Source organism: Natrinema salinisoli, from assembly GCF_020405205.1.
Lineage (GTDB): Archaea > Halobacteriota > Halobacteria > Halobacteriales > Natrialbaceae > Natrinema > Natrinema salinisoli.
The window spans coordinates 1,121,955-1,136,925 of the sequence record NZ_CP084469.1 but is presented as its reverse complement, the minus strand read 5'-3'; the positions used below and the strand labels follow the sequence as shown (position 1 = coordinate 1,136,925).

Sequence of the window (14,971 nt, the reverse complement as noted above, 5' to 3'; positions counted from 1 at the left end):
AACCCGTTGTACCTGCAGTCACAGGGAATCGGCGATCACGACTCGAGGAGGCTATCGTCCGCTACGGACTCCTCGTATACCAATAATACTAGCAGATAGTTACCGAAAACCGGGTCGACGTCCTCTTAGAGGACGCCCATGTCGTCCAGCCGATCGGGCAGATAGGTATCCGTCACGAAGTCCAGGCCGCGAGATGCCAGCGACTGCTGTTCGGACTTCTTCCCGAGGTCGAGTTGCAGTTCGATCTGTTCTTCCCAGTAGTCGGTCTGGAAGCGCGGGTCCTCGAGTTCGCTCTCGAGGGCGTTGATATCCGAATCGGACAGCGGATCGGACGGCAGTTCGTACTCGACGATGTCGGCGGGCTGGATGCCGATGAAGTCGGCCTCGGGGGTCGCGAGGTACTCCGAAAGGTGGGCCGACTTGATCGAGCCGTAGGCGACGGAGCCGTAGATGCGATACGACCACGGGTCGCCGTCCGTAAACACCGTCACGGGAAGCCCGAGCTCGTCGTGGAGTCGCTTGGTGATTCGACGGGTCGCCCGCGCGGGCTGGCCCTTGAGGTGGACGATCAGGGCGTTGTACTCCTCGTCGAAGCCGTTCTCGACGAGCCGATCGCGCATCCCACCGGTCTCCACCGCGAGGATGAAGTCGGCGTCGTTGTCGAGGAACTCGATCGTGTCGGGGTTGTTCGGGATCTGATAGCCGCCCTCGCCGACGTCCTCCTGACAGTGAATCTCGCGCTCGCCGCGGCGGGTCTGCTCGCGGAGGAACAGCGGCCCCATGATCGTCGCCCCCGATTCCTCCGGGCGCATGTGGAAGTCCTCGCGAGTGACGCCGGAGACGATTTCTAAGTCCTCGACCATGCTGTTCGACTCGTCCTGATCGTTGAACTGGGCCTCGTCGTTGTCCCAGCTCTCCGAGAGGTAGTAGAGTTCACGCAGGGTCGAGGAGCGGTCCTCCTCGAGTTGTTCCGAGAGGAATTCGATCGTGTAGATCGCCTTCAGGAGCTTTCGCGCCCCGCGGACGGAGTTGGCCGACCGGGTCGACTCGCGGTCGCCGTACACCCAGACATCCATCTCCTCGTCGTACTCGATGTTGTTCTTCGTCCGCGTCGGCACGGACATGTGGGGAATCTCGCCCAGTTCGAACTGGTCGTAGAACTGCGCCGCGAGGTCGATCAACTGCTCTCGTGCCTGCTGGTTGTCGTCCGTGCTCATTGTTTCACCGTCAACTTCTCGCTCTCGACGCCTTTGACGTCCAGATCGAACGTCGCGTCGTCGGGTACTTCATACTCGAGTGCCGCGTCGTCGTCGCTCGATACCTCGGGTTCCCACTTGACGAACCACTCGCCGTCCATCTCGACGACGTTTGCCCCGTCGGAGAGGTTTCGCGGCTCGGCCGAGACGATGTCGGTCACTTCCAGCGACTCGTTCGTACTCGAGTTGTTCTCGACGACGACGGAGACGGCGGTTCCGTCGCCGTTCGCCTCGGTGTGGCGCTCGACGAGGACGTTGTTCATGATGCGTGCGATCGCGTCGTCGATGTCCGGCTCCTCGCGGCCGGTGACTTCGGCCACCTTCTCGGCCATCTCCGGGAGGATCTTCCCGAGGACGTTCTGCTTCTTCCGGCGCTGTTGCATCGACCGGCGCTTGTTGAGGTAGCTCTTGAGCTCGCGAGCCGCCTCTCGAACCGCGAGTTCGATCTCGTCTTCGATCTCGGGGACGTTCGCGACGGCGTCTTTCGATTCGCTCGTGAAGGGGACGTTCGTCGAGGCGACGTGGACCATGATCACGACCGGCCCGTTGGGCAGGCCGGAACCGCCGGGCTGATCGAGTCCGTAATTCCGCCAGCCGATCGACTTGACGACGTCTGTCGTCGCACAGGCGCCGCGCTGGTAGACCAGCGGGACCCGATTCGCAAAGCGCATGACTTCGCCGGTGCCCTCGGCGGGGAGGTCGCCGCCGTACGCGATCCCGGCCTCGACGATGAACGGGTCGCCGCCGGAGACGCCGGCGTCCCGCGTCGCGGACGCGTAGAAGTCGGCGTCGAACTCCTTCTCGAGGCCGGCGGTGATGAGATCTTCCGAGATGGGAGCGAGACACCGCGTCGGCGGTGCCATGATGTCGGTCCCGCGCATCGCGTCGACGAGGTTGCTGGTGGCGTCGCGGTCGCCGTCGAGCTCCCGGACGAGCGGCGGGTCGTCGGGCACGGTGGCCATCACGTCCCAGATCGCTTCGGTGACGTTCTCGCGGGCCGTCTCGCCGAAGGAGACGTCGTCGTACTCCTCGGTGAGATCGGCGGCGCGATCGACGTGCTCTCGAAGTCGCTTGTGGGTGAGCCGGTGGCGAACGTTCCCGTCGTGCTCGTCGCCGCTCTCGAGTTCGTCCTCGAACTTGGCCGCGAGCCGGTCCGCGAAGGCGTCGATGACCGCGTCGTCCTTGCGGGTGCTCGTGGCGTCGTCCGCGAGGTCGTACAGGTCGGCGACCAGTCGGGAGTCGGCGTCTCCCTCGGAGTCGTCGCTATCGTCCGCGTCGACGGCGTCGATTAGCTCGAGCCAGACGGCTTCGACGGCGTTTTCGCGGACGGTGTCGCCGAACGTCGTTCCGTGGTCGTCCTCGACTGCCGCGGCGGCCGACTCGACGGCGTCGACCAGTTCGTGATGGGCGATGCGGTCGGCGTCCGCGACCGTCTCGGCGATGGCGTCCGCGAACGCGGCCGTCGCGTCGGCGCCCTTGTTCGCCGTCGCGTCCTCGACTGCCCCGTGGAGGTCGATAGCTTCGTGACTCGCCGGCGGCCGCCAGCGCATCTCGCGACCGTAGTGGCGGTCGCGGAACTCGTCGATGATCGACTCGGCGGTCTTCTTCCCGACGCGAGTGAACTCCTCCTGGACGAACCCCGACACCGTCTGGGAGTCCGTCGCCGCCAGCATCTTCATCACGGTCCCGAGTTCGACGCCGTGGGGATGGGGCCGGATCTCCTCGGTTTCTTCGGGGAGCTGATCGGTCGCGCGCTCGAACTTGAAGTGTTCCTGGGGCTCGCGCAGCTCGAGGCGGGCGTGGGGGTTGACGACCGCCGTGTGCTTGATGTAGTCGTGAAGCTGCTGTCGCGCGCGCATGTTCGCTTCCATCTCGAGTTCGATGCGCGTCCCGTGGGGCCGATCCCAGGTGGTCGTCTCCTCGACGCTGATCTCGGGCTCGTTCTCGTCGGTATCGACGATGAGCTCGAAGTACTCGGCCTCGCTCGAACCCTGGGTTCGACTGGTGATCTTGGCGGGTTTCCCGCTGGTCAACTGGGCGTAGAGAACGGCGGCAGAGATACCGATCCCCTGCTGACCGCGGGATTGTTCGCGTGCGTGAAAGCGAGAGCCGTAGAGTAGTTTCCCGAACACTTTCGGGAGCGATTCCTTCGTCAATCCCGGTCCGTTGTCCTCGACGATCAGGCGGTAGTAGTCGCCGGCTTCCTGAATTTCGACGTAGATGTCCGGGAGAATGCCCGACTCCTCGGCGGCGTCGAGGGCGTTGTCGACGGCCTCCTTGACGGCCGTGACGAGGCCTCGAGCACCGCTGTCGAAGCCGAGCATGTGCTTGTTCTTCTCGAAGAACTCGGCGATGGAGATCGACTGCTGGCTTTCCGCCAGCTCCTCCGCGATCCCCGCATCCTCACCGAGTGTCGACTGGAACGACGTCATCGTTGCCCCATACTAACGGAGAGGCTAAAAGGTGTGTGCTACCGGAGTGAAAGTGAATCTGCAACGGGTTTTTCAGCGGTTCGAGATGAAGGCGACGGCCCGCTGTCGGCTCTGCTCCCCGCTTAGAAGGTGATGATCTCGTAGTCGTCGTCGACAAGCGAGCGGATGCTCGGGTGGCCGTCGTTCTCGTCGATGGTGACGACGCCGGCGTCGTTGATCGCCTGGTCGACGCCGAACGCGCCGGCACAGTGGTCGCAGGCGGCCGCTTCGTTGCTTACGGACTGATAGAGGTCGTGGTAGTCGTGGTCCTCGTCCTCGAGTTCCGGGATCCACTGCGTCCCAGCGCCGTCGAAGATGAGCTCGAGTTCGTCCTCGGAGTTGTCGGCGAACTCCTTGGCTGCTTCGAGGCCGTTGACGAGACGGCCGAGGTCACTGTGCGACTCGGTTCCTGCCAGAATGATAACAGCTGCTTTCGTCATTACGGTCGATAGTACAGGATGTGATACTAAAAGGGGAGTGCGGTCGTGTGCAACGAATGCACCTCCGCCGCCCGCACTGGATTATAGCGTGGTACCACCGCGTCGCGACCGTCGATTCCGAGTCCCGTTCCGATCCGTCGGTCGGGACCGTACCGATCAGTGATCGTGACTGTGGTCGTGAGAGCCGCCGCGAGTGAACTGCCCGGAGAACGCGCGCTGGACGACCTCCGAGAGGGCGGGATGGATGTGGACCGACTCACGGATGTCCTGGACCGTTCCGGAGCCGGCCGTCATCGCGACGACGACCTCCTGAATCAGATCCGAGGCTTCGGGCCCGATGATGTGACAGCCGAGGATCTCGCCGTCGAGATCGATGATCGGCTTGACGAAGCCTTCAGCCTTCATCGCGCTCCCGCGGGCCGTCTCCTCGTAGCGGTAGGTCCGCTTGGCGTACTCCCGATCGCTCGCACGGAGTTCCTGTTCGGTCAGTCCGACCCCGGCGACTTCCGGCGAGGCGAAGACGGCGAAGGGCATCGCGGAGTAATCGACCGGTTCGAGATCGTCCCGGAAGAGGTTGCGCGTGACGGCCTGCGCTTCGTGGTTGGCGTTGTGTTTTAACAGGTACTCGCCGACGATATCGCCGAGCGCCCAGACGCCGTCAGCGGTCGTCCGCAGGTACTCGTCGGTCTCGACGAATCCGGCCTCGTCGGTTTCGATGCCTGCGGCTTCCGGATTCAGCGTATCGGTGTTGGGAACGCGACCGGCCGCGACGAGCAGTTCGTCGCCGGTGACCGAGACCGGCTCCTCCGAGTTCTCGTCGCCGCCATCGCCGTACGTGTAGGGACGTGCCTCGACGGTGATCGAACCGTCCTCGCTCGAGACGCTCGTGGCCTCGTAGCCGGTGTACAGATCGAACCGGTCGGCGTAGCGATCGGTGAACGCCTCGGCCACCTCTTCGTCGGCGTCGGGGAGCAGGTTCGGTCGCCGGCCGATGATCGACACGTCGCTGCCGAACGTCCCGAAGAACTGGCCGAGTTCGGCGGCGATGTAGCCGCCGCCGACGATCACGAGGTGATCCGGCGGGGACTGTAGCTGCAGCGCCTCTTTGCTGGTGAGGTAGTCGACGGTCTCGATGCCCTCGATCGCCGGAATCGCGGGACGGGTCCCCGCCGCGACGAGGACGGTGTCCGCGCGGAGGCGCTCGCCGTCGTGTTCGCCGCCGGAGAGTTCGATCGTTCGCTCGTCGACGAATCGGCCCTCCGCGTCGTACAGGTCGTGGCGGTCGGACGACGCGAGTCCGCGCCGGATCGAATCCGAACTGTCGTGAACGTCTTCGGTGACCTCCTGAACGATGTCGGCGAACTGGACGTCGTTGACCGTTGCGTCGATCTTGAACTCGTCCGCGCGCTCGATCGTTTCCATGACGTCAGCGTGGTACAGCAACATCTTCGAGGGGATACAGCCGCGATTGAGACAGGTACCGCCGAGTCGCCCCTTCTCGACGACCGCGACCGACTGCCCCTGATTCGCCGCCGCGTTCGCTACGTCGAGCCCTGATCCGGAACCGATGACGAGAAAGTCGTACTCCTCCATGGGAAAAGGTGGGTTCGGAACGCAAAGAAACCTCCACCCCGTTTCCGCGGGAAACGACCTGAATACATCCGAGACGTCGTCGGAACCGATCGAGCGACTCGATCAGCCGGTTCACTCCTCGACGGGCGGCCACTCCCACGCGTCGGCTTTGACTACCGCAAGAAGTTGCCGCCGTCGATCGGTCACCTCGGCGAGGGCCTCGGCGAACTCCTGATCCGAGACGGTCGGGATGTCGTCGTCGCGCAAGCGGTCGAGATCCGGGGCTCGCGGAACGGACGGTGCGGGATCGATGAACGCCGTATCGAGCGTCTCGAGGTAGCTCTGCGCGCTCGAGCGGCCGGTTTCGACGACCGCGGGGTCGGGGCTGTGCTCGTCCGGAACACCGTATCGAAGGAGCATGAGCGCCTCGTCGAAGATGGGCACCGCGACGGCCGAGGCTCGATCGGCCTGCTCGCTGTGGTAGTAGTGGAGAATCGGATAGGCCTTGTGTTGTTCCGCGAGCAGGCTCAACTCCGACGCGAGCGACTCGAGGACGAGGTCCACTCCCTGAAAGTCCTCGCCGGTCCAGCCAGTTCGGACGAGGGCTTCGCTTCGCTCTCCCAGTCCCGTGACAGTGCTGGCGAAGGATCGCTTGTCCGAGACGGCTCCGAGGACGGTGAGGACGTAGGAGACGCCGAGCGTGACGAACGCCATTCCGGTCGCCGTCGTGAACGCGCTGGCGACCTCCCAGACGTCACCGCCGTAGACGGGCGTGTAGTCGCCGTTCCCGTCGGTGAACATCGTGTAGGCGACATAGTAGAACCGCCCCCACCAGTCGGCGGGACCGCCAGTACGGCTGCTGACGACGGCGAGGGGCTCGCTCGAGAAGATGATCGTCCACCCGATCCAGATGAGGCCGATCCACATCGCGAGCGTGAGGATGAGAATGAGCGGCCCGGCGATACTGAGCACCCTGTCGTGTTTACCGCCGATGATCCGAATCCCTCTCCAGACGGCGGTCGTGAGCCGACCGGAGAGCGGACCGGAGCCGCCGTCGACCCAGAGGGTCGTCCAGATGATGTCCACGATCGCAGCGACGAGGATGGCGATTCCGGCGGCGAGATAGAACGGGTTCATTCCACGACGGCCCGCTCCTCGACGACCTCGGCCAGCACCTGTGCGATTTTCGCGTTCGTCTCGGGACTGTAGTGGCCTCCTTCCCCGCGTTCGACGTACAGCGACTCGACGTCGCCGTCGTCGGGCGAGAGATGAGTGGCCATGTCGATCGTCGTCAAGTCGTCGTAACGCTCGTCCAGCCGATCCATCAGGTCGCCGTAGATGGGCCCGTGTTCGGACTCGTACGTCGCGTACCGGAGCTGCTGGACCATCACGAAGGTCGGCTCGAACCCCTGTTCGTCCGCGTACTCGACGAACTTCTCGATGAGCGCGTCGAAGAGGTATTCGTGAGTCTCGAACAGCCGCTCGTGGTATCGGACGCGAGGTTGCTCTAACCGCAGCGCGGACTGGGTTTGAGCCAGATCGAAGTCGATCCCCGGAATCGAGCGCTCGAGTCGGCGCTCGAGTTCCTTTCCGGCCGTATACGCCGCGTACCGGACGTGTTCGCCCTTCTCGAGGAAGTCAGTCGTGTACGGGCGCGACGCGAAATGCGGCTCGAACCAGTGTTCGTAATGAAAGTCGTACTTCCGGAGGTATTCGGCCTTCGACTCGAGATCGAGCAGGTCCTCCTTCTCGTCGACCGGACTCTCGACGCGCCGGAGTTCGCCGTCCTCGAGGACGTACCGGGGTTTGACGGCGAGGATGTTGCCGAACTCCTGATAGTGTTTCCAGACGCTCAGGATGCGAGCGATCGAGGAGGCGGTGACGACCACGAAGACGTGATCGGTCGGGTCGTCGGGATACTGGCGCTCGAGTCGCATGAGGGCTTGATCGAGGCCGTAGTTGCCGCCGCCGTAGTTGGCGACGTGGGTGTCGAGCTCCTGTGCGAGGTAATGCTGGAACGTCTCGTCGTTGTCGACCTCCCGGCAGAAGCAGTAGGAGTCGCCGTACGTCGAGACCGTCGGATCGGCGTCGGGGTCGCGGTCTCTGGCGGGACAGATCCGGCTCCCGTACTCGTCGGTCGAGTACGTCACGACGCTGCGTAATTCCTCGCCGGGGAGGTGATCGCCCGTGTCCTTCTGTTTGTCCCGGTTCGGCTGGGGGCACCAGCCCAGTTCAGGGTCGAAACTGCTGAACTTCCCCAGTAATTCGCGATCGATCTCGGGGAACTCCTCGGTCGCAACCGACGGAATCCGTTCGAGGGCCCGGTACGACACGACCTCGAGAACCACCACGCCAACGACGAGAGCGAGCGCGGTCGCGACGAGCGGAAGCATCGGACCACCATACCAGAACGGGGGATAAGTCGGTTGTGCCGGAGTGTGCCACTTTCAGAACGATAGACGGAAGCGATCGCGGTCGGTCCGTCGAACTGAACCGGCGGCTCAGGTCGGCGTTCGTCGCACGTCGACACGACGGCGTCGATGGCGGATCGCGTCGGCGCTGTCGGTGCCCGGCCCGAACGCGAGCAGCCCCGATACGGCGGCCCCTCACCGAACCACGGTAACCGGAACCGGCGAGTGACGGACGACGACTTCCGCGACGCTGCCGAGAAAGATTCGTGCGACGCCGGACCGACCGTGACTGCCGATGACGACGTGGTCGATGGGGTTCCGTTCGACGTACTCGAGAATTTCCTGCGCCGGAGTCCCTGTTCGGGTCCGCGTTTCGATGTCCCTGCCGTGTTCGTCGGCGATGGTTTCGACCGCGGTCAGGTGGGCGGTGGCTTCATCGGGCAACGTCCGGGCGTCGTCGCTCGAGTCGGCATCGTCGGCAGCATTGGGGATGAACGGCAGCGAAGACGTATCGACGACGGTCAAAACGGCGAAATCGCCGTCCGGAAACAGGTCGAAGGCGTACTCGAGCGCGTCGGCGGCGGGCTCCGAATCGTCGAACGGAACGAGGACCCGTTGCGTCATGGGTTCGTTCGTCCATCCCTGTCCCCTTCAGTCTGGTTCAGGCGAGTTCACCGTTGCCGGTGACCGGTCGGAAACGACCAACCGGGAACCAGTGATCGATTCGGCGATCACAGGGCGAGATAGGGGCCGACGCCGAGCAGGACGACACCCAGACCGACCTTCAGACGCTCGGGGTCGACGACGTGGGCGACCCGCCAGCCGATGACGACGCCGAGCAGGAGCGGTATCCCGACGACGACCGCGACCGGAACCGAGACGTTCCCCTGCAGGAAGTAGCCCGAGGCCGCGAACGTCGCGATAAAAATCGACTGGACCTGTGCAGCGGCGACGGCCAGCAGCATCGGAACCCCGACGAGCACCAGTGCGGGGACGGCCAGTACCGGGCCGCCGATCCCGAGCAGGCCGCTGCAGACTCCGAGAACTAACCCGAGCCCACCCAGGACGATCCGGCCGGACCGGGTCTGCGGCTCGAGGTCGTAGATCGGTCGAAACCCTCGGCGCTCGCGGTAGAGAATAATACCGCCGACGGCCATCGCGACGCCGCCGAGCAGGAGCCCGAACAGGGAGCGCGACACGAAGGAGTTCACGTACGCGCCGACGAGCGCGCCGAAGACGCTCGTCGCGCTGAGGATGATCGCGATGGCACGGCCCTCCCCCGTGTCCATCTCGCCGGAGTACACGTAGGCGGCGCTCCCGACGAGTCCAGTGACCACGAACGTGGCGTGAGCGGTGCCGGCGACCTGACTCGAGGCCAGCGGCGTCAGCGAATAGAGGGCGATCGTCACGAAGATGCCGCCGGGACCGATGGTGGTGATACCGATTCCGGAAAAGAACGCGATCGAGACGAGCAACAGCGTCAGTGAGAGTCGGAAGGGAAGTTCGAACATGGAGGGACGGTGGTATTCACGTGTCCGTCCCAGCACGCCTGACTCTTCTGGTCGGACCCGGTCCGATCTCAGAGGAGCTGGATAATCGAGCGAGTCAGCGATTCGGCCGTCACGAGCGACGTGAGGAATATCAGGACGACGACCGCGAGGAAGATCGCGCGCTCGAGTCGGGTCGGCTCGACGGACCGTTTGATCGCTGCGAACAGTGCAAGCGCCGTGATCGGCAGGCCGATGACCCCGTTGACTGCAGGCATCAGTAGCGCGAGTCGCACTGGCGTGAAGTCGGTAAAGGCGAGGATCGGGATCGCGAGGAGGACCGACAGTCCGATCAGGAGGTGGACGGTCCGCCGGAAGGGCATGTCGCCGAAGTGGGTCGTCAGTCCGTAGGACTGCGGGACCATGAAGCCGGCAGCGAACAGCGTTCCGGTCGCGCTCGTGAACGACGCAGCCCCGACGGCGAGAACGAACACCGAAAGCACCCACGGGCCGATCATATCGGTGAGCGGTTCTGCGGGTGCGGTCAGCGTGAGCGTCCCGTCGGGGATGGCCATGGCAGCCGCGATGATGACCGTCGCACTGAGGGCGACGACGGCGGCCAGTCCGACCGTGTGGTCTTTCCGATATCGGGAGACGTCCGTCCAGTCTTTCTCGTGTTGCATGCTCGTCTGAATGAAGAAATTCGGATAGTAGACCGTCGTCCCCAGCAGTGCGATAATCATCGTCAGGTAATTCAGGTCGGCGGAGATCGTCGGAACGAACCCGAGGGCGACGCCACCGAGCGGGGGCTGGAGGTTCGCGACGATGACCAGATAGGACGCGAAAATCGCCAGCACGAGCGTCGCGATGACCCCCTCGATACGACTGTAGACGCGGAGCTCAACGAGCGAGATACCGAGCGCGGCCATGACGATGATACCCACGTACAGGTTCGAAACCGGGGTGAGAAAAACGAGCGCCGCTCCTGCGAGTGCGTAGTTGGCGACGCTCCAGAACTGCATGATGAACGCGATGCCGAGCGCGAACGGTTTCGCGGCCCGCGGCCCGATTACGTCCCTGATGTAGTCCATCAGGGGTTCGTTCCTCGCTGCCAGTCGAGCGGACATCTCGTGCATCGTCAGTCCGACGCCGAGAGTCAGCGGTAACACCCACAGGAGGCCGAAGCCGAAACTGACTCCGGCCTGTGTCAGGATGTAGACGGACCCGGCTCCGAAAATATTCGCCGCAAAGAGGAGTCCGAGCCCGTATTGGTGAATTGTTTCTTTAGCCTTTTCGACAGGAACGTCGACCGCGGTACTGTGTTCTTCCATGTGTAATGGTGTCCCGAAAAGATCGGGCGTCTCGATTCCTCGACCCCGTGACCGACTGCGAGGGTCGGGGAACGCCAACGGAGTGTATTATCCGTTTACTGTAGTACGGAATTCTGTACCAGATGCAAGGGTGGGGATTCGTTTGAGCGGAAAGCTTGAGATAGCAGACCACCCTTCAGATAGCTGGCTGAGTAACTCCGAATTACTCGAACGTAATACGACAACGGCGGGCGAGCCTCGAGTGGCGAAGCACCCGCGATCGGAAAATCGGAACCGAATCGGAGCGACGGCTCGGTGAGCGGTGTCGTTACCTCGCTTCGCAAATCGGCGGCGTCGGCCGTATCGATCCTCGTCGTCCCGAACCGTCTCGTTCGGGAGGCTGCCGGCAGTACGTTCTTGTTACTTCGGGCTGAACGGACCAGTGGAGAGGAAGTTGCCTTCAGAAGAAGGCCTATATATTTCTATCCCTTACCAGAGGTGAAGACCGAAATCTATGCAAGGACAATCCAATCAGCAGGCGTACGACCGTGGGATCACCATTTTCTCCCCGGACGGACGTCTCTATCAGGTCGAGTACGCCCGCGAGGCCGTCAAGCGCGGAACCGCGAGCGTCGGACTCCGCACGCCCGACGGTGTCGTCCTCGCCGCCAACCGGCAGGTAAGCTCGCCGCTCATGGAACGCGAGAGCGTCGAAAAGATTCACAAGGCCGACGATCACGTCGGCGTCGCGAGCGCCGGGCACGTCGCCGACGCCCGCCAGCTCGTCGACCTCGCCCGTCGCCGCGCACAGGGCGAACAGCTCCGGTACGGCCAGCGGATTGGCGTCGAGACGCTGACGCGAGCCGTCACCGACCACATCCAGGAGTACACCCAGACCGGCGGTGCCCGCCCGTTCGGCGTCGCCCTTCTCGTCGGCGGTATCGACGACGGCGAGCCGAAACTGTTCGAAACCGACCCGTCGGGGACGGACTACGAGTGGAAGGCAGCCGCCATCGGCGGCGACCGCGACACGATCCAGGGCTACCTCGAGGAGCACTACCGCGAGGACCTCGACGTCGACGCCGGCATCGAACTCGCGCTGAGCGCGCTCAGCGAAGCCGAGGACGAGGTCGTCGACCCCGAAGACGTCGACGTCGCGACGATCACGACCGAGGACGAGTCGTTCCACTCGGTCGAGACGGACCACCTCGAGTCGATCGTCGCCGAGATCGACCAGCCGGAGGAGGAGACCGATGAATAACTGGAATCAGCCGTCGATGCCCCAGGGAAACGGTGATCCGTCGCCGTACGATCCCGAACTGGGTTCGCTCCCCGACGGTAGTCAGGGCGGCGACGACTACGGCGAGAACGTGAACTCCACGGGGACGACGACCATCGGCATCACGACCGACGAGGGCGTCGTCATCGCGACGGACATGCGCGCCAGTCTGGGCGGCCGGTTCGTCTCGAACAAGGACGTCCAGAAGGTCGAACAGATCCACCCGACTGGCGCGCTCACGCTCGTCGGCTCGGTCGGCGGCGCGCAGTCGTTCATCTCGACGCTTCGCGCCGAAGTCAACCTCTACGAATCGCGTCGCGGCGAGTCGATGCCGATCGAGGCGCTGGCGACGCTCGCGGGCAACTTCGCCCGCGGCGGCCCGTTCCGGGCGATCAACCCGATCCTCGGCGGCGTCGACGCCGAGGGCAGCCACGTCTACAGCATCGACCCCGCCGGCGGCGTCATGGCCGACGACTACACCGTCACCGGCAGCGGGATGCAACTCGCCTACGGGCTCCTCGAGAACGAGTACGAAGACGACCTCTCGCTCGAGGAAGCCAAGTCGGTCGCTGCTCGCGCCATCAAGAGCGCGGTCGAGCGCGACACCGGCTCCGGGAACGGCGTCTTCCTCGCGGAGGTCACCGACGAGGGCGTCGACATTCGGGGCCACAACGACTTCGACGACGTCATCTAGGCTCGCATCGTTTTCCGGGTTAGGTTCGATTTTCGGTTCGCGCTCGCGCGCGTACACGTGACTTTTATTAGGGCCGGACTGCTATCCGAAAGCAGGTTTTACATGTCCCAGGAAAGCGAGTACGGAGCCGGGCAGATTCAGGTCCTCGAGGGCCTGGAAGCGGTCCGAAAGCGACCGGCGATGTACATCGGCTCTACCGATTCTCGAGGTCTTCACCATCTCGTCTACGAAGTGGTGGACAACTCGATCGACGAGGCGCTGGTCGGCCACTGCGACGACATCACCGTCACCATCCACGAGGACGGCTCGGTGAGCGTCGCGGACGACGGCCGCGGTATCCCCGTCGACACACACGAGGAGTACGACCGCCCCGCACTCGAGGTCATTCTGACCGTCCTCCACGCCGGCGGCAAGTTCGACAACAAGTCCTACCAGGTCTCCGGGGGCCTCCACGGCGTCGGGGTTTCCGTCGTGAACGCCCTCTCCGAACGCCTCGAGGCCGAGGTCAAACGCGACGGCGGCGTCTTCCGCCACGCGTTCGAGGCCGGCGAACCCGTCGGCGACATGGAGCGCGTTCGCGACATGGACCCGGACGAGGAGACGGGGAGCCAGATCACATTCTGGCCCGATACGAGCGTCTTCGAGACGGGCGACGTCTCGTTTTCGACCCTGTCGAACCGGCTCCGGGAACTGGCCTTCCTCAACTCGGGCGTCCGCATCACGCTTCGCGACGAGCGCGAAGAGACGGACGACGGCGAACCCGTTTCCGAAACCTACGAGTACGACGGTGGCATCCGCGAGTTCGTCGACTATCTCAACGAGACGCGCTTGGCGATGCACGACGACGTCATCTACTTCGAGGACGAGGAACAGAACATTCAGATCGAAGTCGCGATGCAGGCCACCGAGGAACTGCAGGGCTCGATCCACGCGTTCGCGAACAACATCAACACCCGCGAGGGCGGCACCCACCTCACCGGGTTCAAGACCGCACTGACCCGAACGGTCAACGACTACGCCAACGACAACGACCTCCTCTCCGATCTCGACAACAACCTCAAAGGAGAGGACATCCGCGAGGGGTTGACCGCGGTCATCTCGATCAAACACCCCGATCCCCAGTTCGAGGGCCAGACGAAGACGAAACTCGGCAACAGCGAAGTGCGCGGCATCGTCGAGAGCGCCATGCACGAAGGGCTCGGCACCTACTTCGAGGAACACCCCGACACCGCCGAGGCGATCGTCGCCAAAGCGGTCGAAGCCGCGAAGGCACGCATGGCCGCCCAGAAAGCCGAGGAGCTGACCCGGCGGAAGTCCGCCCTCGAGTCCACGTCGCTGCCGGGGAAACTGGCCGACTGTCAGACCAAAGACCCCGACGAGGCCGAACTGTTCATCGCGGAGGGTGACTCCGCAGGTGGCAGCGCGAAACAGGCCCGGAACCCCGAATTCCAGGCCGTCCTCCCGATCAAGGGGAAAATCCTCAACGTCGAGAAACACCGGCTCGACCGTATCCTCGAGAACGACGAGATCCGGAACATGATCACCGCGATCGGCGCGGGGATCGGCGACGAGTTCGACGTCGAGGACGTCCGCTACAAGAAGATCATCATGGCGACGGACGCCGACGTCGACGGCGCGCACATCCGGACGCTGCTGTTGACGTTCTTCTACCGGCACATGCGGCCGCTGCTCGAGGGCGGCTACGTCTACGCGACCCAGCCGCCGCTGTACCGCATCCGGTATCGCGGGAACACGTACGACGCGATGACCGACGCCGAGCGCGACGAGATCGTCGAGGAGAAGTGCAACGGGAATCCCTCGCAGGTCCAGCGGTTCAAGGGACTTGGCGAGATGAACCCCGAGCAGCTCTGGGAGACGACGATGAACCCCGACAACCGCATCCTCAAGCAGATCACGATCGAGGACGCGGCCGCGGCGGACAAGATGTTCTCCGTCCTGATGGGCGACGCCGTCGAACCCCGGAAGCAGTTCATCAAAGACCACGCGCCCGAAGCAGAGTGGATCGACATATAATATAGAATATATAGCTA

At 63.9% G+C, this 14,971-nt stretch carries 12 protein-coding genes; 3 read left to right on the top strand and 9 right to left on the bottom strand.

Annotation, left to right across the window (positions count from 1 at the left end; genetic code table 11):
* Positions 1–125: 125 nt before the first annotated feature.
* The 9 genes from LDB05_RS05635 to LDB05_RS05595 all read right to left on the bottom strand — a co-directional run bounded on the left by LDB05_RS05635 (position 126) and on the right by LDB05_RS05595 (position 10,968).
* Positions 126–1,217 carry a DNA topoisomerase IV subunit A gene (locus LDB05_RS05635; protein ID WP_226006948.1) on the bottom strand — a complete coding sequence of 364 codons (1,092 nt, stop codon included), beginning with the start codon at positions 1,215–1,217 and terminating at the stop codon, positions 126–128.
* Entirely contained in the window at positions 1,214–3,688 is a 2,475-nt protein-coding gene (locus LDB05_RS05630; RefSeq protein WP_226006947.1) for a DNA topoisomerase VI subunit B, read from the bottom strand. The genes LDB05_RS05635 and LDB05_RS05630 overlap by 4 nt, the downstream gene beginning before the upstream one ends.
* A gap of 122 nt (positions 3,689–3,810) precedes the next feature.
* Positions 3,811–4,167, bottom strand: coding sequence for a hypothetical protein (locus tag LDB05_RS05625; RefSeq protein WP_226006946.1), 357 nt, complete (start codon positions 4,165–4,167; stop codon positions 3,811–3,813).
* 156 nt (positions 4,168–4,323) lie between these two features.
* The gene (locus tag LDB05_RS05620; RefSeq protein WP_226006945.1) at positions 4,324–5,760 is read right to left on the bottom strand and encodes a dihydrolipoyl dehydrogenase; all 1,437 of its coding nucleotides are present in this window, start codon (positions 5,758–5,760) and stop codon (positions 4,324–4,326) included.
* Between the two features lie 111 nt (positions 5,761–5,871).
* Positions 5,872–6,876: a potassium channel family protein gene (locus LDB05_RS05615; RefSeq protein WP_226006944.1), complete on the bottom strand. Its 1,005-nt coding sequence runs from the start codon at positions 6,874–6,876 to the stop codon at positions 5,872–5,874.
* Positions 6,873–8,132 (bottom strand): hypothetical protein, encoded by a 1,260-nt coding sequence (locus LDB05_RS05610; RefSeq protein ID WP_226006943.1) that lies wholly within the window; start codon positions 8,130–8,132, stop codon positions 6,873–6,875. The genes LDB05_RS05615 and LDB05_RS05610 overlap by 4 nt, the downstream gene beginning before the upstream one ends.
* A 213-nt stretch (positions 8,133–8,345) precedes the next feature.
* The gene (locus tag LDB05_RS05605) at positions 8,346–8,774 is read right to left on the bottom strand and encodes a universal stress protein (RefSeq protein WP_226006942.1); all 429 of its coding nucleotides are present in this window, start codon (positions 8,772–8,774) and stop codon (positions 8,346–8,348) included.
* 107 nt (positions 8,775–8,881) lie between these two features.
* Positions 8,882–9,661: a sulfite exporter TauE/SafE family protein gene (locus tag LDB05_RS05600; protein ID WP_226006941.1), complete on the bottom strand. Its 780-nt coding sequence runs from the start codon at positions 9,659–9,661 to the stop codon at positions 8,882–8,884.
* 68 nt (positions 9,662–9,729) lie between these two features.
* Positions 9,730–10,968, bottom strand: a complete 1,239-nt coding sequence (locus tag LDB05_RS05595) for an NRAMP family divalent metal transporter (RefSeq protein WP_226006940.1) — start codon at positions 10,966–10,968, stop codon at positions 9,730–9,732.
* Between the two features lie 493 nt (positions 10,969–11,461).
* Between LDB05_RS05595 and psmA the strand changes: the two genes are divergently transcribed.
* The 3 genes from psmA to gyrB all read left to right on the top strand — a co-directional run bounded on the left by psmA (position 11,462) and on the right by gyrB (position 14,954).
* Positions 11,462–12,208: an archaeal proteasome endopeptidase complex subunit alpha gene (gene psmA, locus LDB05_RS05590; protein ID WP_226006939.1), complete on the top strand. Its 747-nt coding sequence runs from the start codon at positions 11,462–11,464 to the stop codon at positions 12,206–12,208.
* A complete protein-coding gene (gene psmB / locus LDB05_RS05585) occupies positions 12,201–12,920 on the top strand; it encodes an archaeal proteasome endopeptidase complex subunit beta (protein ID WP_226006938.1) in 720 nt (239 codons plus the stop codon). The genes psmA and psmB overlap by 8 nt, the downstream gene beginning before the upstream one ends.
* Before the next feature lie 102 nt (positions 12,921–13,022).
* Positions 13,023–14,954: a DNA topoisomerase (ATP-hydrolyzing) subunit B gene (gene gyrB / locus LDB05_RS05580; RefSeq protein ID WP_226006937.1), complete on the top strand. Its 1,932-nt coding sequence runs from the start codon at positions 13,023–13,025 to the stop codon at positions 14,952–14,954.
* The last annotated feature ends 17 nt before the right edge of the window (positions 14,955–14,971 follow it).